The following is a 20345-nucleotide window of genomic DNA, read 5'->3' on the forward strand; positions in this document are numbered from 1 at the left end:
GCAAATAGAGAAGCAGTATGATATAATCAATCGGTTCCGGAGGCGCGGAGTGCTTCCACAGCCTTCCCACCTGGGGGCGCGCCGGCGCTTCCGTTGATTTGAGGTCGCGTCCCCCGGACGGGGCGGGCGTTTGGGTACGAAAGAGCGTTTCGATGCCTGTGGGGACCTTGAATCAGGCAATTTGAAACAGAAGGGAATTTTGTACCAATGGAGATCAACGGCGAGCAAGTCAACGAGATCGTCAATTACGCGCAGCTGGACCTTTCCCCGGAGATCATGAAGGCAATCGACAAGAAGGGCTATGTCCAGGCCACTCCTGTGCAGGCGGGCGCGATCCCCTATTTTATGGATTGGAAGGACGTGATTGCCAAGGCCCCCACGGGCACTGGCAAGACCTTTGCATTCGGTATCCCCATGGTGGAGCACGTCGACCCCGCCGGTGAGGATGTGCAGGCCCTGGTGCTGGCCCCGACCCGGGAGCTGGCCGTGCAGATCCAGGAGGAACTGCGGGACCTGTGTGAATTTAAGGAAGGGGTGCGCACGGTCTGCCTGTACGGCGGCGCGCCCATCGACAAACAGATCACTACGCTGAAAAAGCGGCCACAGATCGTGGTGGCCACCCCGGGACGCCTGATGGACCATATGAAACGGCGCACGGTGAAGCTGGACAAGGTGCAGACCGTGGTGCTGGACGAGGCGGACCGGATGCTGGATATGGGCTTTGTCCGGGATGTGACCCGCATCCTGGACCAGATCAAGCATCGCCGCAACCTGGGGATGTTTTCCGCCACCATCTCCCGGGAGGTCATGGATATCTCCTGGGTGTACCAGCGCGACCCTGTAGAGATCACCGTGCGTCCCGTGGAGGACTCCAAGCCGGATATCCAGCAGTACCGCATCGACCTGGACGGCCGGGAACAGAAGGTGGATACACTGGCCGCACTCATTACCCACGGCGGGTATGAACGGGCCATCGCCTTCTGCAACACCAAAAATATGACCGACCGGCTGGCGGGGCTGCTGCAAATGCGGGGGATTTCCTGCCAGGCGATTCATGGGGATATCCAGCAGCGCATCCGGGAGAAGACGCTGGAGCAGTTCAAAAAGGGTGAAATGAAGGTGCTGGTGGCCACCGACGTAGCGGCCCGGGGCCTGGATATCGACGATGTGGACGCGGTGTTTAACTACGACGTGCCCGATGAACTGGAGAATTACACGCACCGCATCGGCCGCACCGGCCGGGCCAAAAAACACGGCGTGGCCTATACCTTTGTAGCCACCATTACCGAGGGCATCCGTATGGACGATATCGTACGCAATACCCGCGCGGAAGTGCAGCGGCTGAAGTACGACAAGGACGGCTGCCTGATGCTGGTGGAAGAGAACGGCAGATGATTTAACCCAATTTTAAAGGTTCCGGAAGGATTTTTTAACAGCGGCGTGGTATCATGTACCCAGAACGACAAGGAGGGGTCAACATGAATGAACCCAAAAAGCTCTATCGAATCGAGCAGGGAGCCAAGCTGTTCGGCGTCTGCGGCGGTATCGCGGAATACTTCAATATCGACGCCAACCTGGTGCGGCTGATCTGGGTGGTGCTCAGCCTGCTCACCGTAGTGGTGACCGGCGTTGTCCTCTATCTCATTGCCGCGCTGCTCCTGCCCAAGAAGAGCGACGTATATCCGGGTTATTAGCGAGTGCGCAAAAAGGGACGCGCCCCCCGTTTCGGGGACGCGTCCCTTTTGTCAAAAGAGTTTTTTTAGGGAATCGACGGTGTCCGAAAGTTTGCCGGCCGAGAGCTTGGCCTTCACGCCTTGAACGATCTGTTGGATTGCATCATCCGGCAAATCCACGCCCAAAAGCTTCTCCACGGCTTTGGCTGGGTTCTGCTGGAACTGAGCCCGCAGTGCGCTGTCCTTAGCGAAGGATTCCGCCAGCTGACGGATTTGAGCGTTGAGATCCATACGCCGCGCTCCTTACGCCTGCTCCACGATGGAGGCGTCGGGGGCGTTTTTCTTGACGGATTCGATTCCGTTCATGCAGCTGGCCATGGCCTTGTACCCCTCGCTGACGGCGATGATTTGGCCGTTGACCGCTTTCAGACGGAACCGGAATTCCCCGGCTTTGTCGGCGTAGACCTCGAACTTGGGGTGCTTTGCGGCGGGATACCCCTCCACGGTCTGATCCTCCACGGCCGCCGCGGGCGCGTTCTTCTGAACGCTGGCGATGCCCTTGCGGCAGGCATCCTCAGAGGTATAGACCTCTGAAGTGGCGATGGTTTCTCCGTTGCCCGCCTTCAAGTCGAACTTGATGCCGGTGCTGGTCTTTCGAATGACGAATTTACCCATGATATTGCCTCCCTTCAAAGTTAAAGCATCGGAATTCAGGAACAGAATACATCAAAAGTACATAAAAGGCAAGAAAAAACGGGGAAAAGGGCGAAGGCCGGCGGGGCCGCCGCGGAGACACGGGAGAAGATGGATATGAACTTTTATGAGCGCGTATACTGCCTGGTGCGGCAGATTCCGCAGGGCAAATGCGTCAGCTATGGGCAGATAGCCCTGCTGCTGGGTTCGCCCCGGGCGGCCCGGGCGGTGGGATACGCCCTGCGTGCCTGCAGGGAACCGGGGGTTCCCTGCCACAGGGTGCTCCGGGCCGACGGTTCCGCCAGCTGCGCGTTCGGCCCGGGCGTACAGCGGTCTCTGCTGGAGGCGGAGGGCGTAGCGTTTACGGCGGAGGGCCGGGTGGACTGGACGCGGAGCATGTGGGACGGACAGGCTGAGGCGCGGGACGCGGCACACGGAGGCGGCCTGCCGCCGCTTGCTTATATTAAAGGTAGGAGGCGTTGACGGCGCGCCGGTTTTGCTTGCCATATGGATGCGGGCGTGATAACATATCGGTACACTGGGAAAACAAGGAGACGAAACCTGTATGATCGATTTTCACCCTCCCCGCCTGGAGGAAAAGCCTTGGGTCGACGAGCTGCTGCGGCGGGCGGACTACCGGGGCTGCGACTATAATTTTACCAACCTGTTCGTATGGAGCCGGGCGTACCACCAGGAGATTGCCCGGGTGGACGATTTTCTGGTGACCCATGTCTGCGGGCGGATGGGATGCAGCTTTATGTTCCCCGCCGGAGGCGGCGATCTGGCGAGCGTGATCCGGAAGCTGGAGGAGGAAGCGGCCGGGCGGGGCGAGCCCCTGCGGCTGGTGTGCCTTACCCCGCGCCAAATGGCGGAGCTGGAGGAGTTTTTTCCCGGTCAGTTTACCTTCACCGCCGACCGGGACGGATACGACTATCTCTACGAGATCGACCGCCTGGCCGATTTGGGCGGCAAGCGCCTGCATGCCAAGCGCAACCATATCAACCGTTTTATGGAGAACAATCCCTCCTGGACCTATGAGGAGATCACGCCCGAGAGCCTGGGCGAGTGCCTGGCCATGGACAAGGAGTGGTACCGGCGCTCTCTCGCGCGGGAGGGAGAGGCGGAGGAACGGGACCTGGGGGACGAGGGCGTCGCCCTTCGGCAGGCCATGGAGCATTATCAGGCGCTGGGCCTGGAGGGAGGGCTGATCCGGGTATACGGCGAGGTGGTGGCCTTCACCATGGGGGATCTGCTGAACAGCGACACCTACGACGTACACTTTGAGAAAGCCTACGGAGAGCTTCAGGGAGCCTACGCCATGATCAACCGTGAATTTGCCCGCTGGGTGCGCGGACGCCATCCCAATGTGAGATACCTCAACCGGGAGGACGACATGGGGGTGGAGGGGCTGCGCAAGGCAAAGGAATCCTACTACCCCGACCAGATGGTGGAAAAGCACACAGCGATGTGGAAGAGGGAGACCTGATCCGGCGGATCATTGGAAAGGAGGCGGGGCAGATGGTGGACATCCGCCCATCCAGGCCGGGGGAGATCCCGGCGCAGAAGGCGCTCTGGAAGACGGCCTTCGGGGACGAAGACCGCTTGATCGACTGGTTTTATGACTGCTGCATGCCGGAGGAGGATATGCTCCTGCTGCTGGAGGATGGACGCCTGGCTTCCATGCTGGCGCTGCTGCCCGTGTCGCTGTCCCTGCCCGGGGGCGTGGAGGCGTCGGGACGCTATGTCTATGCCCTGGCCACCGATCCCTCCATGCGCGGTAAGGGATATGGGCGGCAGCTGCTGCACTATGTGGACGGATTCCTGTCTTCCCGGGGGAGCGATTGTGTCACCGTAGTCCCCGCCGAGCCCAGCCTGCATAAGTTTTTTGCCACTGTGGCGTTTTGCCCGGCCTTTTCCACCCGGAAGCTGGAGCTGCTGCGGGATATGGTGGGGCCGGCGCGTGCGGAGGACGGCCTGACGGAGGCGGAGCCGCAGGAGTACGGCCGCCTGCGGCGCGCCCTGCTCTCGGATACCGCCGCGGTCCATTATGATCAGCGCCTGCTGCGGTTCCAGCAGGGCATGAGCCGTATGAGCGGCGGGGGGCTGTATAAGATCACGGTGGACGGTGTGGAGGGCTGCGCCGCGGCTGAGTATGTGGATCGGCACAGCGTATTGTGCAAGGAGCTGCTGATCCCGTCTCAGCACCTGGCGCGGGCCGTGGCCCGGCTGGCGGAGCGGCTGCCCGCCGACCGGTATCATGTGCGTACCCCCGCCGGGTGGGAGGGCCTGCCGGGCAGCTACAACCAGGCGTTCGGAATGGTCAAGTGGTACGACCGGGAAAAGCGGGCGCTGTGGGAGCGGACGGCGCACGGCTATATGGGCCTCGGGTTTGACTGATAGGGCATCCGGCTGGAGGGGCGCTGCCTGTGTGGGGCGCGGCGCGGTTGAACCGCTCCGGCCCGCCGGAGAAAACGGGCGTACGCCGGTATCATGCGCCTGAAGCATCGAATTTTGCAGAATATGTCCCCAAAAGCGGCGCACGGCAAGTCCGTGCGCCGCTTTTTGCATCGTTTCTGGTCGGATGCTTCAGCACGTTAGTTTGACGGGTTTGGCTGCAAATGAATAATTTTTAACTTTGATGGTTTTATATTCGCTTGCAAGTTTAAAAATGAAGAAAAAAGACACCAAAAAACAGTTTTTCATAATAAAGAAAATTGTTTTCCGAAATAATTTATGGACAAATACGAGGATAAATGTTCGTGTCGTGAGGACACTTGCAAGAAAAGGAGTCATTTCCATCAAAAAGGCGGAGGGAATCCCTTGACGCAGGAGGGCTTTTAAGATAAAATAAACGAACGCTAATATGGGGCATCATGAATTGAAGCAACAGATATAGGAAGTGAAGAAATGGCAAAATACACAGCGAAGCGAGTAGTGATGGCGCTGTTGACGCTGCTGGTGGTGGCCTGCATTACCTTTTTCCTGATGAACGCCATACCGGGGAACCCGTGGCTGTCGGAGAAGACGCCGTCCCAGGCGACGATCGACGCGCTGAACGCGAAGTATGGGCTGGACCAGCCGCTGATCGTGCAGCTGGGAAAGTACCTGGGGAACCTGCTGCAGGGGGACTTCGGGGTGTCGATCAAAATGCAGAAGAACCGCCCGGTCCTGGACATCATCCTGGAGATGTTCCCGGTTTCGGCGAAGGTGGGCATCGTGGCCATCTGCTGGGCGGTGGTGGTCGGGGTGCCGTTGGGCTGCCTGGCCGCCTATAAGCGGGGGACTTGGGTGGACAGCCTTTTGCGGGTGGTGTGCACCATCGGCATCTCAATGCCGGGCTTCGTGGTGGCGACGATCCTGCTGCATACGCTGTGCGGCGGGATCGAGGGGCTCAAGATTTTCCCGACGATCTTTGACGGGACGCTGAAGAGCTATGTGCTGCCCTGCGCGGCGCTTGGGTTCTATCCCATGTGCTACCTGTCCCGGCAGACCCGGACGGCCATGCTGGACTCCATCAACCAGGAGTACATCAAGACGGCGCGGGCCAAGGGGCTGAAGAACAAGAAGATTATTTTCAAGCACGCCCTGCGCAACGCCCTCATCCCGGTCATCACCTACCTGGGCCCCCAGATCGCCTTTACCCTGTGCGGCGGGCTGGTGGTGGAGAAGGTGTTCTCCATCCCCGGTCTGGGGCGCTATTTCATCCAGTCCATCCAGAACCGGGATTACCCCGTGATCATGGGGACGACCATCTTCCTGGCGGCGTTCATCATCGTGATGAACCTGCTGGTGGATCTGGCGTACAAACTGGTGGACCCGCGGATCAATCTTTCGAAGGGAGGGAACTGACCGATGGCCGAACACAAGCGGAAAAAGACCTTCAGCTCCCTCCAGCCGGATATCGAGGACATCCTGTCGTGGAACGAGCTGCCCGGCGACGCCTTCGAGGCGGCAACCACCGAGGAGCGGGAGAACTTTATTCAGGACCGGAAGAGCGTGTCCTATTGGGCGGACGCCTGGCGGCGGCTGCGGAAGAACACAGTGGCCATGGTGGCTTTGTGCATCGTGGTGATCATCGCCCTGTTTGCATTCATCGGCCCGATGGTGGTTCCGTACACCTACAAGCAGCAGGTGCGCGGCTCCGAGTCGCTGCATCCGTGGCACTACAGCCTGGAAGACCAGAAGCGGATCAGCGATTACCTGGAGGAGCACAACGGCGCGGGCAAGCTGACCCCGGACGAGGCGGTGGAGAAGGCCCGCGCGGAAGCGGCGGCGGCGGGCAAGACCCTCTCCCGTGTGGAGGAGGCCAAGATCCGCGCTCAGGCCAATGTGAGCCAGGGGCAGACCGCCGAGGAGGTCACCCAGGCCGACGCCGTGAAGGCGCTGGGCATCCAGTCCAAGCCGTTCGGCTACTCGATGCAGGAACTGCAGCGCAAGGCCGCCGGGGAGGACGTGTTCCCCCACGTGTTCGGCACCGACGAGCAGGGGCGTGACATCATGGTGCGTGTGATGGTGGGCGCCCGGGTGTCCATTATCGTAGGCGTGTGCGCGGCCCTGCTGGTGCTGGTGATCGGCGCGCTGTACGGCTCCATCTCCGGCTACTGCGGCGGCATGGTGGACACGGTCATGCAGCGGATCGTGGAGCTGATCTACTCCATACCGGAGATGCTGATCATCCTGCTGCTCTCGGCCACGCTGAAGCCGGCGCTGGAACAGTTCCAGAACTCCGGCAACGGGCCGCTGCAGAACCTGGTGACCATCCTGGGTCCCAATATTATCGCCATGTTCATCGCCTTCGGGCTGTTGTACTGGGTGACCATGTCCCGCATCATCCGCGGGCAGATCCTCCAGCTCAAGCAGCAGGAGTACGTGACGGCGGCCCGGGCGCTGGGGGCGAAGGGCGGGCGCATCATCAAGCGCCACCTGCTGCCCAACTGCGTGGGCCAGATCGTCACCACCACGTTCCTGCAGATCCCGTCCGCCATCTTCCTGGAGTCATTCCTGTCCTTCGTGGGCGTGGGCGTGTCCGCGCCCCTGACCAGCCTGGGCTCCATGTGCTCCGAGGCCCTGAGCGGTCTGACCACCTATCCCTATCGCCTGTTTATCCCGGCGGCCATCCTGAGCCTGCTGATCCTGTGCCTGAATCTGTTCGGCGACGGTCTGCGGGACGCGCTGGACCCCCGGCTGAAGAAATAAGAAAGGAGGAGACAAACCTATGGACCATACGGAAAAGAACGGCAAGCTGCTGGAAGTCAAGGATCTGCACGTCTCCTTCTTCACCCCCGCGGGCGAAGTCAAGGCCGTGGGCGGCATCAGCTATGATCTGAATTACGGCGAGGTCATGGGCATCGTGGGAGAGTCCGGCTCCGGCAAGAGCGTGGAAGCCTACTCCATCATCGGGCTGCTGCAGTCCCCGGGCAAGGTCATCGGGGGGTCCATCACCTTTGAGGGGGAGGACGTGCTGGCCAAGAGCAAGGAGGAGATGATCGCCTTCCGCGGCAGCAAGGTGGCCATGATCTTCCAGAACCCCATGACCTGCCTCAACCCCGTATACACCATCGGCAACCAGCTGATCGAGGCCCTGAAGGCCCACGACAAGGGCGTCTCCAAGGAGGCGGCGGCCAAGCGGGCCATGGAGATGCTGGAGCTGGTGGGCATCAACAACGTGGAAAAGCGAATGAAGCAGTACCCCCATGAGCTTTCCGGCGGTATGCGGCAGCGGGTGATGATCGCCATGGGGCTGATCTGCCACCCTCAGCTGCTGATCGCGGACGAGCCGACCACGGCGCTGGACGTGACCATCCAGGCCCAGATCCTGGAACTGATGAAGGACCTGCAGAAGAAGACCCATATGGGCATCATCTTTATTACCCACAACCTGGGCGTGGTGGCGGAGATCTGCGACAAGGTGTCGGTCATGTACGCGGGGAAGATGGTGGAGCAGGGGCCGGTGGACGATATCTTCTATCAGCCCGGCCACCCCTACACGATGGGACTGCTGCGCTCCATGCCGCGGGTGGACGCGGAGAGCTACGAGCGGCTGATCCCCATTGAGGGCACTCCCGTGGACATGCTCAACCCGCCCGAGGGCTGCCCCTTCGCGCCCCGGTGCGAGCACGCCATGAAGATCTGCCTGCAGAAGATGCCGCCCTATGTGGAGCTGGGCAACCAGCACCGCTCGGCCTGCTGGCTGCGGGTACAGGAGCAGCTGGAGCGGGAAAAGGGGGAGAAGAAGGAGGTGGACGGCCGTGAGTGAGCAAAAAGACATCCTCGTACAGGTCGATCACCTGAAGAAGTATTTTGGGGTCAAGGGTTTAAAGGGCCCCGGCGTGCAGGCGGTGGAGGACGTGTCCCTGTTCATCCGGCGGGGCGAGACCCTGGGCCTGGTGGGGGAGTCCGGCTGCGGCAAGACCACGCTGGGCCGGACCATCCTGCAGCTGCATGAGCCTACCTCGGGCCGGATCGTCTATGACGGACAGACCATCTTCGAGGGGAAGGATCCCTGGCAGCGCAAGAGCGTGCCGGTCCGGGAGAAGGACGGCTCCACCACGAAACGGGAGGAGCTGGTCCAGGTCAAGGTGCCCCGGCCCAAGCAGGTGAACATGCTGCCCTACCGGCGGAAGATGCAGATCATCTTCCAGGACCCCTCTGCCTCCCTGGACCCCCGCATGACGGTGGGGGAGATCATCGGCGAGGCGCTGGACATCCACAAGCTGTGCGCTTCCAAGGCGGAGCGCACGGAACGGATCAAGGAGCTGCTGGGGCAGGTGGGACTGAATACCGAGCACGCCAACCGCTATCCCCATGAGTTTTCCGGAGGCCAGCAGCAGCGGGTGGGCATTGCCCGGGCCCTGGCGGTGAAGCCGGAGTTTATCGTGTGTGACGAGCCCATCTCGGCGCTGGACGTGTCCATCCAGTCGCAGGTGGTGAACATGCTGGAGGATATGCAGCAGGAGATGGGGCTGACCTATCTGTTCATTGCCCACGACCTGAGCGTGGTGCGGCATATCTCCAACCGCATCGGCGTGATGTACCTGGGCACAATGGTGGAGCTGGCGGAGAGCTACGAGCTCAACCGTAACCCGATGCATCCCTACACCAAGACGCTGCTGTCCGCAGTGCCTGTGCCCGATCCGGAGGTAAGCCGCTCCCGGCAGCGGATCGTACTGGAGGGCGATATCCCGTCGCCCATGAATCCGCCTACCGGCTGCCGCTTCCACACCCGCTGTCCCTATGCCACAGAAAAGTGCAGGGAAGCGGTCCCCGAGTTCAAAGAATATGCGCCCGACCATTGGGCCGCGTGCCATCTGCTGGGGTAAGGGGCGCATATTCTTCGGCCGGCAGGGCCGGCCCGCCGCGTGGGCGGCGTCCAAGCGGTTTGGCCGCATGGCCAAACCCTTGCCGCAGGGCGGATCGATTCCGCCCGAGGAAGCGCGGTAAAGGCGGGGCCCCCGCGGGGCGCGGCCCCGCGGGGGGCATATGCGCCCGGCCATTGGGCCGCGTGCCATCTGCCGGGGTAAGGAGCGCACGGAAGGCCACGCCCGGCGCAGGCGGCAGGAAAAGGATCTGGATTTTTGTTCAAATTTATGTAACAAATTTGAAACAATTGCTTTACACTCCGCTGAGCTCTATGATATAATCGGTTTGTTCCAAAAAGGCCATGGCCTTTTTGCGCCCGCATTCCGCGGGCGCAAAGAAACCCATTGTGTATCGCGCCGTAAGGCGAAATGATACAAAAATGAAAAATGGAGGTCCATATAATGAAAAAGACGAAGCTCCTGTCTCTGCTTCTGTCCGTGATCTTTGTGGTTTCTCTGCTGGCCGGCTGCGGCGGCGGCGGGACTGCGGAGACCACCGCGCCGGAGAGCACTGCTCCGGAGACCACCGCTCCCGAAACCACCGCTCCTTCCGACGGCGCGTATGAGATCACTCTGAACATCGCGTCCGAGCCCCAGTCCATCGACCCCGCCCTGAACTCCGCCGTGGACGGCGCCATCATGCTGGGCCACATGTTCGAGGGCCTGATGAAGTGGGAGGACTCCGGCGTGGAGGCCAACGGCTCCGACGGTACGGCCAACAATGCCGCGCTGACCTATGGCCAGGCCGCCAGCTATGAGAAGGCTGAGAACGCCGACGGCACCGTCACCTACACCTTTACGCTGCGTGACGACGCCATGTGGTCGGACGGCCAGCCCGTCACCGCCCAGGACTTTGTGTACTCCTGGCAGCGCCTGGTCACCCCCGAGACCGCCGCTGACTACAACTACATGATCGACTGCGTCGTGAACGCCAATGAGATCATGGCCGGCGAGAAGGAGCCCTCCGAGCTGGGCGTTTCCGCCCCCGACGAGCACACCTTCGTGGTGACGCTGGTGAACGATCTGCCCTACTTTACCGAGATCTGCGCCTTCCCCGCCACCTTCCCCGTGCGTCAGGACATGATCGAGGCCGCCGGCGACCAGTGGACCTTCGATACCGCTACCTACCTGTCCAACGGCCCCTACACCATGACCGCCTGGAACCACAACTCCGAGATCATCATGGAGCCCAACCAGTATTACTATGACGTGGCCAACCTGGGCCCCGACAAGATCACCTTTAAGCTGATGGACGACCAGAACGCCATGCTGTCCGGCTTCAACTCCGGCGAGCTGGACTTCATCGAGGATGTGCCTCAGGCTGAAATCGCCGGCCTGATCGCCTCCGGCGACCTGAAGATCGTGGACTACATCGGCACCTACTATGTCTGCTACCAGACCCAGAAGGCCCCCTTCGACAATCCCAAGGTCCGCCAGGCCTTCACTCTGGCCGTTGACCGCACCTACATCGTCAACCAGGTGACCCAGTCCGGCCAGGTCGAGGCCGGCGGCTTCGTGCCCGCGGGCGTGTATGACGCCGAGGGCGCTTCCGGCGCGGACTTCCGCACCAACGGCGGCGATTACTACGCGCCCACCGACGCCGACTACGAGGCCAACTGCGAGCTGGCCCGCCAGCTGCTGGCCGAGGCCGGCTATCCCAACGGCGAGGGCTTCCCGGTGGTCGAGTACCTGTACAACACCTCCGACGCCCACAAGGCCGTGGCTGAGGCCCTGCAGTACATGTGGGAGACCGAGCTGGGCGTGACCGTGACGCTGAACAACCAGGAGTGGGCCGTGTTCCTGCAGACCCGTAAGGACGGCGACTACTCCATCGCCCGCAACGGCTGGATCGCCGACTACAACGATCCCATGTCCTTCCTGGATATGTGGCTCACCGGCGGCGGCAACAACGACGCTCAGTACGTCAACCCCGAGTACGACGCGCTGATCCAGGCCGCCAAGTCCACCACCGATCCTGCCGAGCGCATGCAGGCCATGCATGACGCCGAGGACATCATCATCGGCCAGGACTGGGCCCTTAACCCCCTGTACTTCTACACCCAGAAGTACATGATCTCCGACCGTATCAACGGCATGTACTACACCCCCCTGGGCTACTTCTTCTTTACCTACGCCCAGCCCAACGCCTAAAACGCAACAGCAAAAGGGCGGAGCCGACCGGCTCCGCCCTTTGTTTTTTGTCAGCTTTGACGAATGAATAAATATTGCATTTATCTGAATATGGTGTATAATAAGAAACATCCAAACCGGAATGAGGCTATTACATCTGTGGATACCATGAATAGGAGAGAATGAAAATGAAGCAGTTTAAGAAGATTGCTGTCCTTGGCCTGGCACTGGCCATGTCCGTCAGCCTGCTGGCCGCCTGCTCCGGCGGTTCCGGCACCGCCGCCACCCCGGCCCCTGAGACCGCCGCGCCCGAGACCACGGCTCCGGAAACGACCCCCGCCGACGGCCTGGTCACCGTGGAAGCGGGCAAGCTCCACATGTCTACCAACGCCGCCTTCCCTCCCTATGAGATGGTGAAGGACGACGGCACCTTCGAGGGCATCGACGTGGAGGTGGCTGCCGCGATCGCCGAAAAGCTGGGGCTGGAGCTGGTCGTGGACGACATGGGCTTTGACGCCGCCCTGCTGGCCGCGCAGAATGGCCAGAGCGACATCGTCATGGCCGGCGTGACCGTCACCGAGGAGCGCGCGGCCGTCATGGAGTTCTCCGACAGCTACGCCACGGGCGTGCAGGTGGTCATCGTCAAGGAGGGCTCCGATGTGACCATGGACAACCTGGGTGAGAAGATGATCGGTTGCCAGAAGGCCACCACCGGCTACATCTATGCGTCGGATACTCCTGAGAAGGGCGGCTACGGCGAGGACCACGTCATCGCCTATGAGACCGGCGCTCTGGCCGTAGAGGCCCTGAAGAACGGCCAGGTGGACTGTGTCATCATCGACAATGAGCCTGCCAAGGCCTATGTGGCCGCCAATGAGGGCCTGACCATCCTGGATGGCGAGTGGGTCACCGAGGATTACGCCATCGGCATGAAGAAGGGCAACACCGCCCTGCTGGAGGCCGTGAACAACGCTATGGCCGAGCTGAAGGCCGACGGCACCTTCCAGAAGATCGTGGACAAGTATATTACCACGAAATAAGGGTGAACATTGAGGCGGCGACTCCCGGGCTGCGTTCCGGGAGCCGCCTTTCTCGCTGTCCGCCCCAACGGTTGAGGCAAAGAAAGGAGAGAGCCTATGGGTACTCGGCTGATAGAGTTCCTTGACTGGTTCAGTGTGGGCTTCCACCGGGCCTTCCTCGAAGGGGAGCGCTGGAAGCTGTATCTCAAGGGCATGGGGGTCACGCTGCAGCTCACCATCGCCGCCCTTGTCATCGGTATTGTGCTGGGCGTGGTAGTGGCCGTCGTCCGTACCGCCCACGACCAGCAGCGGCTGGGCCACCGGAACGTGGTGCTGGGTATTTTAAACGGTGTGTGCAAGGTGTATACCACCATCATCCGGGGCACGCCCATGATGGTCCAGCTGCTCATCTGGGGCTTCGTCATTTTTAAGACCAGCCGCAACCATACCATGGTTGGGATCCTGGGCCTTGGCATCAACTCGGGGGCCTACGTGGCCGAGATCGTCCGCGGCGGACTGATGAGCGTGGACATGGGACAGACCGAGGCGGGCCGCTCCCTGGGCCTCAACTACCTGGACACCATGCGTTTTATTGTGATTCCTCAGGCCTTCAAGAACATCCTGCCCGCCCTGGGCAACGAGCTGATCACGCTGTTTAAGGACACCTCCCTGGTCTCGGCCATCGGCGGTACGGAGCTGGTCTACTTTGCCGAGGCGGTGGGCGCCAAGACCTATGAGTACATGTTCCCCTACGTGGGCATCGCCGTGATGTATCTGGTGGTCGTGATGGTCCTGACCTGGCTTCAGGGCAAGCTGGAAAGGAGGCTGCGTCAAAGTGATCGACGTTAAACACCTGTCCAAATCCTTCGGCAGCCACCTGGTGCTGGACGATATCAGCGAGCACATCTCCCCCGGGGAAAAGGTGGTGGTCATCGGGCCTTCCGGCTCGGGCAAATCCACGTTCCTGCGCTGCCTCAACCTGCTGGAGACGCCCTCTGCCGGTACGATCACCTTCGGCGGCACCGAGATCACCGACCCTAAGACGGAGATCGACAAGGTGCGCCGCCAGATGGGGATGGTGTTCCAGCACTTCAATCTCTTTCCCAATATGACCATCCGCAGAAACATTACCCTGGCGCCGGTGCGCACCGGCCTTATGAAGCAGGGAGAAGCCGATGCGGAGGCGGTCAAGCTGCTGGAGCGCGTGGGGCTGGCGGACCGGGCGGATTCCTACCCGGCCCAGCTTTCCGGTGGGCAGAAGCAGCGGATCGCCATTGTCCGTGCCTTGGCCATGAAGCCGAAGCTGATGCTCTTTGACGAGCCCACTTCCGCCCTGGACCCCGAAATGGTGGGCGAGGTGCTGGAGGTCATGAAGGAGCTGGCCCGGGAGGGCATGACGATGGTGGTGGTCACCCATGAGATGGGCTTCGCCCGAGAGGTGGGCACCCGGGTCCTCTTTATGGACGGCGGTAAGATTTTGGAACAGAACGAGCCGCAGGCCTTTTTCGCCAACCCCAGGGAGGAGCGGACGAAAGAGTTCCTGTCCAAGGTACTGTGAACGGCAAAAGGACCGGTTTCCCACCAGCTTGCAGGCTGGTGGGAAACCGGTCCTTTTGTGTGTTTGCCGGATTGGGCCGCGCCCGGGGCGGCTTTGCAGACGCGCTCCGGTCTCAACGGCTCATTCCGCGGAGATCATATAGTAGTAAACGGGCTGCCCGCCGGACAGCAGGGTGATCTCCGCATTGGGACAGGCGTCGGTGAAAAGCTTCAGCGACTTCTGGGCGTCCTTTTCCGACACGTCCTCCCCATAAAAGATGTTGATAAATTCCGCATTCTGCTGGGGCTCGGCCTCCGCCAAACGGCGCAGGAGCTTATCCAGCTTCCGGTCGGTGCCGAAGAGCTGATGCTCGGTGAGGGCCAGATAGTCGCCCCGCTGGATGGCAAAACCGTCGAAATCAGAGTCCCGGGCGGCATAGGTGATCTCACTGGTGTGGACGCGGCCCAGCGCCTCGGTCATGGCGGCGGTATTGTCCTCCTCGGAACCCTCCGGGTCCATCACCATCAGAGCGGAAATGCCCTGAGGCACCGTCTTGGTAGGCAGCACCACCACCCGCTTGCCCTCGGCCAGAGGGATGCACTGCTCGGCGGCCATGATGATGTTCTTGTTGTTGGGCAGTACGTAGACGATTTCAGCCGGAGTGCGGTCGATCTCCCGCATGATATCTTCCGTGGAGGGGTTCATGGTCTGACCGCCGCTGATGACGCCGTCGGCGCCCAGATCCCGGAAGACCTCCGCCAGGCCTGCGCCCGCCGCGACGGCCACCACGCCGTATCGCTTTTCCGGCGGGGCGACGTTCCGGCCTGCGTGGGAATGATCGGCCTCCTCCAGGTCGTCGGTGCTCTGAATGTGCCGGCCGGCGGCCAGATCCTCCGCCTGGGTGCGCATGTTCTCGATCTTGGCCAGCTCCAGGGTACCGTACTTCTGGGCCTCCGTGAGGGCGGCGCCGGGGATGTCGGTATGGACATGCACCTTGAACGCATCGTCGTCCTCGCCGATGACCAGGCTGTCGCCAATGCTGTTGAGATAGGCCTGGAAGGCTTCCAGGCTTTTCCGGGTGGTTTTGCGGACGATGAATACCGTGTCGAAGGTAAAGGTGATCTCCTCGGCGGCAATGGCGGCGTAGTCGGTCTTCTGCTCGGGCTTGGCGTGGTCCCCGCTCTCCTCAGGCAGGGGCAGGCCGCGCATCGAGTCCAGCATCCCCTGAAGAATGACCAGAAACCCCTTGCCGCCGGCGTCTACGACCCCTGCCTTTTTCAGTACGGGGTTTTGGTTGATGGTGTTCTCCAGGGCGAGCTGGCCCTCCGCGATGGCGGCTTCCAGCACGGCCTCCGGGTCGTTGGGCGTGGCCCGCGCGGCGTCAGCCGCCCGGGCGGCGGCCAGGCGGGAGACGGTAAGGATCGTGCCCTCGGCGGGCTTCATCACCGCCTTGTAGGCGGCGGCCACGCCAAAGTCCAGGGCAATGGCCAGCTCGCGGCCGTCGATGACGTCCTTGTCCTTCACGGCCTTGGCAAACCCCCGGAAAAGCAGGGAGAGGATGACGCCGGAATTGCCCCGGGCGCCCCGCAGCAGAGCGGAGGCGTTGGCGGCGGCGGCGTCTGACACCGTCTTGGGGTGCTTTTTGCGCAGTTCGGCAGCAGCGGTGGAGATGGTCAGGCTCATATTGGTGCCGGTATCCCCGTCGGGCACGGGGAAGACGTTGAGCTCGTTGATCTGCTGCTTTTGTAGATTGATGGAGGCCGCCGCGTGGATGATCGCCTGAGCAAACGACGCTCCGTCAATACACTCTCTCATGTCTGTGTTCCTTCCTTTCGATGGCGGACCAGGGGTCAGCCGATGACCATGGAGTCGATGCACACGTCTACGTTGCGCACCTCGGCGCCGGTGGTACGGCTGACGATATAGCGCACCTCGCTCATGATGGAGCGGCTGACCGCCATCAGATTGACGCCGTTGTCCACGATGATGTGCAGCTCAATGGAGACGGTGGCATCGTCGTTATAGGTCACCTTGACGCCCTTGGCCATGGACTCCCGCCGCAGCAGGTGGACCAGCCCGTCGGTTGCGGAGCGGATCGCCATCCCCTTGACGCCGTAGCAGTTGGTCGCCGCCGCGCCGGTGATGTGGGTAAACACCTCGCTGCTGATGGTAATCTCGCCCTTTTCAGTTTGCAGCTTCATGGAATCCCGTCCTTTCTGGGAAAATGCAAGCAGGCCGCCGCGAAGACGGCCGATTTCTTTTCATTCGTTTCTATATTGTATTCTATTTTCATGCAAATTACAAGGGAAAAAAGTTTCAAGAAAGTAGGGCGGCGCACTTGTATTTTGGGAAAGAAACGTGTAAACTGTGGATAGCAATGGATCAGCAGCAAAAACGGTAAGGAGGCTGCCTGCACGATGAAAAAGTTTTTTTGCGGTGTGGTGAAATTTTTCACCATTCTCACCATCCTGGCCGCTCTGGCCTACACTGTGGTTCTCTATTGGGATAAGATCGTCGATTTCGTCGACCGTGTGAAGGGGCTGTTGGCAGAGAAGAAGCTCTGTTGCTGCCATGACGAGACGGACGACTACGCCGATTGGGACGAGTAAGGCGAAAACCGGTCAGCCGGGCCTGCGAACGCGGGCCCGGCTCTTTTTCGCGCCCGTTCCTGATGTTTTTCTTACAATGATGCGCCTGGCTTGACCTGCCTGCGGCAGATTGGTTATAATAGCACTGATGGCAAAGTACGCCGGCTGAAGCAACCGCTTTGCAGAGTTGCCGCGGCACACTGGAATACCGCTGAAAGGGGAGCGTGCCATGGATGCCAATATCCTGGTTGTAGACGACGAGCCGGAGATCGCCGATCTGGTGGAGGTCTACCTGAAAAGCGAGGGGTGCACCGTCTTCAAATGCGGCACGGGCACCGAAGCGCTGGCCTGCGTGGCCCGCGAGCGGCTGGATCTGGCCATTCTGGACGTGATGCTGCCCGATATCAGCGGCTTTACCCTGTGCGGGGAGATCCGCAAGGAGCACCACTTTCCGGTGCTTATGCTCACCGCCAAGGTGGATGATATGGACAAGATCACAGGGCTGACCATCGGCGCGGACGACTACATCACCAAACCCTTCAATCCCCTGGAATTGGTGGCCCGGGTGAAGGCGCAGCTGCGGCGCTATACCCGCTATAACGAGGCGGACAAGTCCTCCGAGAGCCGGGACCTGATCGATTTCAACGGCCTGGTCATCAATCGGGGCACGCATGAGTGCCAGCTCTACGACCGGGAGCTGAATCTGACGCCCATTGAGTTTGACATCCTATGGATGCTGTGTGAAAACCGGGGACAGGTCATCTCCGCCGAGCGCCTGTTTGAGACGGTATGGGGAGAAAAGTATCTGGACCGGAACAATACCGTTATGGTACACATCCGCCGTTTGCGGGAGAAAATGGGCGAGCCCAGCCGGAATCCCCGGTTCATCAAAACGGTATGGGGCGTGGGGTATAAAATCGACTGATTTTCCGTAAAAAAAGATTGACAAGCCGGGACAAATCGGGTATACTAACTCTTGCCCTGTGTGGCAGGGCCTGACAAGGCGGCATAGCTCAGTTGGCTAGAGCATGCGGTTCATACCCGCAGTGTCCCCGGTTCAAATCCAGGTGCCGCTACCAGACCCAAAAGACGGCACGTGCCGTCTTTTGGGACTTTCCTTCGGGAAGGGACCCCGGCCCGCTTGGGCAACATGGCCCGTTGGTCAAGTGGTTAAGACACCGCCCTTTCACGGCGGTAACACGAGTTCGAGTCTCGTACGGGTCACCAAATATGGAGGCGTAGCTCAGCCGGTAGAGCACTTGCTTCACACGCAAGGGGTCACAGATTCGAGTTCTGTCGTCTCCACCAAAAAAGAAGACACGCTGGAAGCGTGTCTTCTTTTTTTACGCGCCTGCCGCGGTTCCATGGGATAGCACAGGGCAGAGCCGTGCCGCCCACACGCCTGCGCCGCGACAGGATCGGCGCCGGTGGAATGGATGAGGACCGCTTCAAAGGCTGCAAGATCTGGAGGAAGCCCCTCGAAATCCGGCTGAAATTGTGGGATGAGGCAGGGCTGCAGAGGACGGGATCCCATCCCGTCCTCTGCGGCCCTGCCCTGCTTGAACAGCATTTGCAAAAAGCTCTGGAACCCATATGGTTCCAGAGCTTTGATCTGGTGGACGATACAGGACTTGAACCTGTGACCTCCCGCACGTCAAGCGGATGCTCTACCAGCTGAGCTAATCGTCCAGACAGCGAAGATTATTATATCCGCAACAGGACGACTTGTCAATACTTTTTTCCGAATTCCTCTTTTAAAGAGTGAAGGAAACTGCTATACTGGAGCAAAGGGAGAAAGCTGGCGAACGGAGAAAAAGGAGCGGGAGATATGCTGTACCGGGAATTTGGCCCCGCAGAGCTGCATCCGGGGCTGACGGCGGGGGAAGGAGTCCGGCTGCGGGCCTATTGCCGGGAACACACCGGCCTGTTGGCCGATGACGGCAAGCGCTGGGCGGTGCTTATCCTCCCGGGCGGGGCCTACCGGCGCCTGGCGCCCGCGGAGTCCGAGCCCGTGGCGCTGGCCTTCTTGGCGGCGGGGATCCAAGCCTTTGTATTGGATTACAGTGTGCTGCCCAGACGCTGGCCCCAGCCTCTGCTGGAGACGGCCGCAGCGGTGGCCTTCCTTCGCTCGCATGCGGCGGAGTACGGCTTTCGTGCCGACCGGGTGGCTGTATGCGGTTTTTCGGCAGGCGGACATCTGGCGGGATATCTGTCGGGCCGTTGGGAGGATCCGGCGATCGGAGCGGCGCTGGGCCTGACGCCGGATCAGGTGCGGCCTGACGCGGCGGTTTTGGGCTATCCGGTGGTCCACCTGGCGGCGCTGCTGGAGGAGATCGGAGCGCCGGAGGCGCTGCGGCTGGACCGGCAGGTCCGGCCGGGCCACCCGCCCGTCTTTTTGTGGGCCACTGTGCGGGATGCGACCGTCCCGGTGGAAAATACGCTGGATTATGCCCGCGCGCTGCGGGCGGCGGAGGTGCCCTTTGAGCTGCATCTCTTTGCGGACGGGCCGCATGCCATGGGGCTGGCCGACCAGGAGAGCGCCCGGGACGAGGATCACTGCAATGCCCACGCAGCTGCATGGCATCCCCTGTGCGTGGACTGGCTGAAAGGACGATAACAAAATGGGACAAAAGGTCGTTCTTATTACCGGCGGCAGTCGCGGCATCGGCGCGGCCTGTGTCCGGCGCTTTGCCGCGGACGGGTGCCGGGTGGTCATAAACTACCGCGGCTCCCGGGGCCAGGCAGAGGCTCTGGCGGCCCAGGTCGGGGGACTGGCCCTTCAGGCCGACGTGGCCGACCCGGTCCAGGTACAAGATATGGTTGACAATGTGTTAGATAAATTTTGTCAACTTGACATTCTGGTATGCAATGCCGGAATCTCCCAGCAGAAACTGTTTGGCGATTTGACTGACGCCGACTGGCGGCGGATGTTCGCCGTAAATGTGGATGGGGTCTTCCACAGCATCCGGGCCGTGCTTCCCCACTTCATCCACCGGAAGGCGGGGCGCATCGTGACGGTATCCTCCATGTGGGGGCAGGTGGGGGGCTCCTGCGAGGCGGCCTATTCCGCTTCCAAGGCGGCGGTCATCGGCCTGACAAAGGCTCTGGCCAAGGAGCTGGGCCCCTCGGGCATCACGGTCAACTGCGTGGCCCCGGGGGTCATTGATACCGAAATGAACGCCCGCCTGGATGCCGGGACGCTGGCGGCGCTGGCGGAGGAGACCCCGCTGGGGACCATCGGCACGCCGGAGGACGTGGCGCAGTCGGTCTGTTTTCTGGCCTCTGACGCCGCCCGGTTCATTACCGGACAGGTGCTGGCGCCGAACGGCGGGCTGGTAATTTAGACC

Annotated in this window: 21 protein-coding genes and 4 tRNA genes; 20 read left to right on the plus strand and 5 right to left on the minus strand. The window is 61.2% G+C overall.

Features of this window, described 5'->3' with window-relative positions:
- The first annotated feature begins 207 nt into the window (after positions 1-207).
- Both NE547_RS02585 and NE547_RS02590 read left to right on the plus strand, forming a co-directional pair.
- The gene (locus NE547_RS02585) at positions 208-1395 is read left to right on the plus strand and encodes a DEAD/DEAH box helicase (RefSeq protein ID WP_186906768.1); all 1188 of its coding nucleotides are present in this window, start codon (positions 208-210) and stop codon (positions 1393-1395) included.
- Between the two features lie 83 nt (positions 1396-1478).
- The gene (locus tag NE547_RS02590) at positions 1479-1694 is read left to right on the plus strand and encodes a PspC domain-containing protein (protein ID WP_186906776.1); all 216 of its coding nucleotides are present in this window, start codon (positions 1479-1481) and stop codon (positions 1692-1694) included.
- 51 nt (positions 1695-1745) lie between these two features.
- Here NE547_RS02590 and NE547_RS02595 read toward each other — a convergent pair whose 3' ends face one another.
- Positions 1746-1964 (minus strand): hypothetical protein, encoded by a 219-nt coding sequence (locus tag NE547_RS02595; protein ID WP_186906777.1) that lies wholly within the window; start codon positions 1962-1964, stop codon positions 1746-1748.
- 12 nt (positions 1965-1976) lie between these two features.
- Positions 1977-2348 carry a YegP family protein gene (locus NE547_RS02600; protein WP_186906778.1) on the minus strand — a complete coding sequence of 124 codons (372 nt, stop codon included), beginning with the start codon at positions 2346-2348 and terminating at the stop codon, positions 1977-1979.
- Positions 2349-2483: 135 nt separating this feature from the next.
- Between NE547_RS02600 and NE547_RS02605 the strand changes: the two genes are divergently transcribed.
- The 11 genes from NE547_RS02605 to NE547_RS02655 all read left to right on the plus strand — a co-directional run bounded on the left by NE547_RS02605 (position 2484) and on the right by NE547_RS02655 (position 14431).
- The gene (locus tag NE547_RS02605) at positions 2484-2849 is read left to right on the plus strand and encodes an MGMT family protein (RefSeq protein ID WP_256174668.1); all 366 of its coding nucleotides are present in this window, start codon (positions 2484-2486) and stop codon (positions 2847-2849) included.
- An 82-nt stretch (positions 2850-2931) separates the two neighbouring features.
- Positions 2932-3852, plus strand: coding sequence for a DUF2156 domain-containing protein (locus tag NE547_RS02610; protein WP_256174669.1), 921 nt, complete (start codon positions 2932-2934; stop codon positions 3850-3852).
- A 32-nt stretch (positions 3853-3884) separates the two neighbouring features.
- Positions 3885-4763, plus strand: a complete 879-nt coding sequence (locus tag NE547_RS02615) for a GNAT family N-acetyltransferase (RefSeq protein ID WP_256174670.1) — start codon at positions 3885-3887, stop codon at positions 4761-4763.
- Between the two features lie 510 nt (positions 4764-5273).
- Positions 5274-6215 (plus strand): ABC transporter permease, encoded by a 942-nt coding sequence (locus NE547_RS02620; protein ID WP_186906781.1) that lies wholly within the window; start codon positions 5274-5276, stop codon positions 6213-6215.
- A gap of 3 nt (positions 6216-6218) precedes the next feature.
- Positions 6219-7562 carry an ABC transporter permease gene (locus NE547_RS02625; protein ID WP_256174671.1) on the plus strand — a complete coding sequence of 448 codons (1344 nt, stop codon included), beginning with the start codon at positions 6219-6221 and terminating at the stop codon, positions 7560-7562.
- A gap of 19 nt (positions 7563-7581) precedes the next feature.
- The gene (locus tag NE547_RS02630) at positions 7582-8622 is read left to right on the plus strand and encodes an ABC transporter ATP-binding protein (RefSeq protein ID WP_186906783.1); all 1041 of its coding nucleotides are present in this window, start codon (positions 7582-7584) and stop codon (positions 8620-8622) included.
- On the plus strand, positions 8615-9685 hold the full coding sequence (locus NE547_RS02635) for an ABC transporter ATP-binding protein (RefSeq protein ID WP_256174672.1): 1071 nt from the start codon (positions 8615-8617) through the stop codon (positions 9683-9685). The genes NE547_RS02630 and NE547_RS02635 overlap by 8 nt, the downstream gene beginning before the upstream one ends.
- 441 nt (positions 9686-10126) lie before the next feature.
- The gene (locus NE547_RS02640; protein ID WP_186906785.1) at positions 10127-11875 is read left to right on the plus strand and encodes a peptide ABC transporter substrate-binding protein; all 1749 of its coding nucleotides are present in this window, start codon (positions 10127-10129) and stop codon (positions 11873-11875) included.
- Positions 11876-12042: 167 nt separating this feature from the next.
- Positions 12043-12894: a transporter substrate-binding domain-containing protein gene (locus tag NE547_RS02645; protein ID WP_256174673.1), complete on the plus strand. Its 852-nt coding sequence runs from the start codon at positions 12043-12045 to the stop codon at positions 12892-12894.
- Positions 12895-12990: 96 nt separating this feature from the next.
- Positions 12991-13722 (plus strand): amino acid ABC transporter permease, encoded by a 732-nt coding sequence (locus NE547_RS02650; RefSeq protein ID WP_186906787.1) that lies wholly within the window; start codon positions 12991-12993, stop codon positions 13720-13722.
- On the plus strand, positions 13709-14431 hold the full coding sequence (locus NE547_RS02655; RefSeq protein ID WP_186906788.1) for an amino acid ABC transporter ATP-binding protein: 723 nt from the start codon (positions 13709-13711) through the stop codon (positions 14429-14431). The genes NE547_RS02650 and NE547_RS02655 overlap by 14 nt, the downstream gene beginning before the upstream one ends.
- A gap of 120 nt (positions 14432-14551) precedes the next feature.
- On the opposite strand, the gene NE547_RS02660 is transcribed toward NE547_RS02655, so the two are convergent.
- Entirely contained in the window at positions 14552-16225 is a 1674-nt protein-coding gene (locus tag NE547_RS02660) for a DAK2 domain-containing protein (RefSeq protein ID WP_256174674.1), read from the minus strand.
- 35 nt (positions 16226-16260) lie between these two features.
- Positions 16261-16611: an Asp23/Gls24 family envelope stress response protein gene (locus NE547_RS02665; protein ID WP_186906790.1), complete on the minus strand. Its 351-nt coding sequence runs from the start codon at positions 16609-16611 to the stop codon at positions 16261-16263.
- A 216-nt stretch (positions 16612-16827) separates the two neighbouring features.
- Here NE547_RS02665 and NE547_RS02670 point away from each other — a divergent pair, with 216 nt between their 5' ends.
- The 5 genes from NE547_RS02670 to NE547_RS02690 all read left to right on the plus strand — a co-directional run bounded on the left by NE547_RS02670 (position 16828) and on the right by NE547_RS02690 (position 18306).
- Positions 16828-17019, plus strand: a complete 192-nt coding sequence (locus NE547_RS02670; RefSeq protein ID WP_186906791.1) for a hypothetical protein — start codon at positions 16828-16830, stop codon at positions 17017-17019.
- Positions 17020-17227: 208 nt separating this feature from the next.
- On the plus strand, positions 17228-17923 hold the full coding sequence (vanR, locus tag NE547_RS02675; protein ID WP_186906792.1) for a VanR-ABDEGLN family response regulator transcription factor: 696 nt from the start codon (positions 17228-17230) through the stop codon (positions 17921-17923).
- A 77-nt stretch (positions 17924-18000) separates the two neighbouring features.
- Positions 18001-18077: transfer RNA gene (locus NE547_RS02680), tRNA-Met, on the plus strand.
- 73 nt (positions 18078-18150) lie between these two features.
- Positions 18151-18225 (plus strand) — tRNA-Glu (locus tag NE547_RS02685).
- Positions 18226-18230: 5 nt separating this feature from the next.
- Positions 18231-18306, plus strand: a tRNA-Val gene (locus tag NE547_RS02690).
- A 305-nt stretch (positions 18307-18611) separates the two neighbouring features.
- Here NE547_RS02690 and NE547_RS02695 read toward each other — a convergent pair.
- A tRNA-Val gene (locus NE547_RS02695) sits at positions 18612-18687 on the minus strand.
- Positions 18688-18826: 139 nt separating this feature from the next.
- On the opposite strand from NE547_RS02695, the gene NE547_RS02700 reads away from it, so the two are divergent.
- Positions 18827-19615 carry an alpha/beta hydrolase gene (locus tag NE547_RS02700; RefSeq protein ID WP_256174675.1) on the plus strand — a complete coding sequence of 263 codons (789 nt, stop codon included), beginning with the start codon at positions 18827-18829 and terminating at the stop codon, positions 19613-19615.
- 4 nt (positions 19616-19619) lie between these two features.
- A complete protein-coding gene (gene ymfI, locus NE547_RS02705; protein ID WP_186906794.1) occupies positions 19620-20342 on the plus strand; it encodes an elongation factor P 5-aminopentanone reductase in 723 nt (240 codons plus the stop codon).
- Positions 20343-20345: the final 3 nt, after the last annotated feature.

Source organism: Flavonifractor sp. DFI.6.63, assembly GCF_024462255.1.
Classification (GTDB): Bacteria; Bacillota; Clostridia; order Oscillospirales; family Oscillospiraceae; genus Lawsonibacter_A; species Lawsonibacter_A hominis.

What these genes read in the sequence shown, in the direction of transcription:
- NE547_RS02625 (WP_256174671.1), top strand. Translation starts at nt 6,219, where the DNA reads ATGGCCGAACACAAGCGGAAAAAGACCTTCAGCTCCCTCCAGCCGGAT.
- NE547_RS02585 (WP_186906768.1), top strand. Translation starts at nt 208, where the DNA reads ATGGAGATCAACGGCGAGCAAGTCAACGAGATCGTCAATTACGCGCAG.
- NE547_RS02610 (WP_256174669.1), top strand. Translation starts at nt 2,932, where the DNA reads ATGATCGATTTTCACCCTCCCCGCCTGGAGGAAAAGCCTTGGGTCGAC.
- NE547_RS02660 (WP_256174674.1), bottom strand. Translation starts at nt 16,225, where the DNA reads ATGAGAGAGTGTATTGACGGAGCGTCGTTTGCTCAGGCGATCATCCAC.
- NE547_RS02670 (WP_186906791.1), top strand. Translation starts at nt 16,828, where the DNA reads ATGAAAAAGTTTTTTTGCGGTGTGGTGAAATTTTTCACCATTCTCACC.
- NE547_RS02665 (WP_186906790.1), bottom strand. Translation starts at nt 16,611, where the DNA reads ATGAAGCTGCAAACTGAAAAGGGCGAGATTACCATCAGCAGCGAGGTG.
- ymfI (WP_186906794.1), top strand. Translation starts at nt 19,620, where the DNA reads ATGGGACAAAAGGTCGTTCTTATTACCGGCGGCAGTCGCGGCATCGGC.
- NE547_RS02650 (WP_186906787.1), top strand. Translation starts at nt 12,991, where the DNA reads ATGGGTACTCGGCTGATAGAGTTCCTTGACTGGTTCAGTGTGGGCTTC.
- vanR (WP_186906792.1), top strand. Translation starts at nt 17,228, where the DNA reads ATGGATGCCAATATCCTGGTTGTAGACGACGAGCCGGAGATCGCCGAT.
- NE547_RS02645 (WP_256174673.1), top strand. Translation starts at nt 12,043, where the DNA reads ATGAAGCAGTTTAAGAAGATTGCTGTCCTTGGCCTGGCACTGGCCATG.
- NE547_RS02595 (WP_186906777.1), bottom strand. Translation starts at nt 1,964, where the DNA reads ATGGATCTCAACGCTCAAATCCGTCAGCTGGCGGAATCCTTCGCTAAG.
- NE547_RS02605 (WP_256174668.1), top strand. Translation starts at nt 2,484, where the DNA reads ATGAACTTTTATGAGCGCGTATACTGCCTGGTGCGGCAGATTCCGCAG.
- NE547_RS02630 (WP_186906783.1), top strand. Translation starts at nt 7,582, where the DNA reads ATGGACCATACGGAAAAGAACGGCAAGCTGCTGGAAGTCAAGGATCTG.
- NE547_RS02700 (WP_256174675.1), top strand. Translation starts at nt 18,827, where the DNA reads ATGCTGTACCGGGAATTTGGCCCCGCAGAGCTGCATCCGGGGCTGACG.
- NE547_RS02615 (WP_256174670.1), top strand. Translation starts at nt 3,885, where the DNA reads ATGGTGGACATCCGCCCATCCAGGCCGGGGGAGATCCCGGCGCAGAAG.
- NE547_RS02600 (WP_186906778.1), bottom strand. Translation starts at nt 2,348, where the DNA reads ATGGGTAAATTCGTCATTCGAAAGACCAGCACCGGCATCAAGTTCGAC.
- NE547_RS02590 (WP_186906776.1), top strand. Translation starts at nt 1,479, where the DNA reads ATGAATGAACCCAAAAAGCTCTATCGAATCGAGCAGGGAGCCAAGCTG.
- NE547_RS02640 (WP_186906785.1), top strand. Translation starts at nt 10,127, where the DNA reads ATGAAAAAGACGAAGCTCCTGTCTCTGCTTCTGTCCGTGATCTTTGTG.
- NE547_RS02620 (WP_186906781.1), top strand. Translation starts at nt 5,274, where the DNA reads ATGGCAAAATACACAGCGAAGCGAGTAGTGATGGCGCTGTTGACGCTG.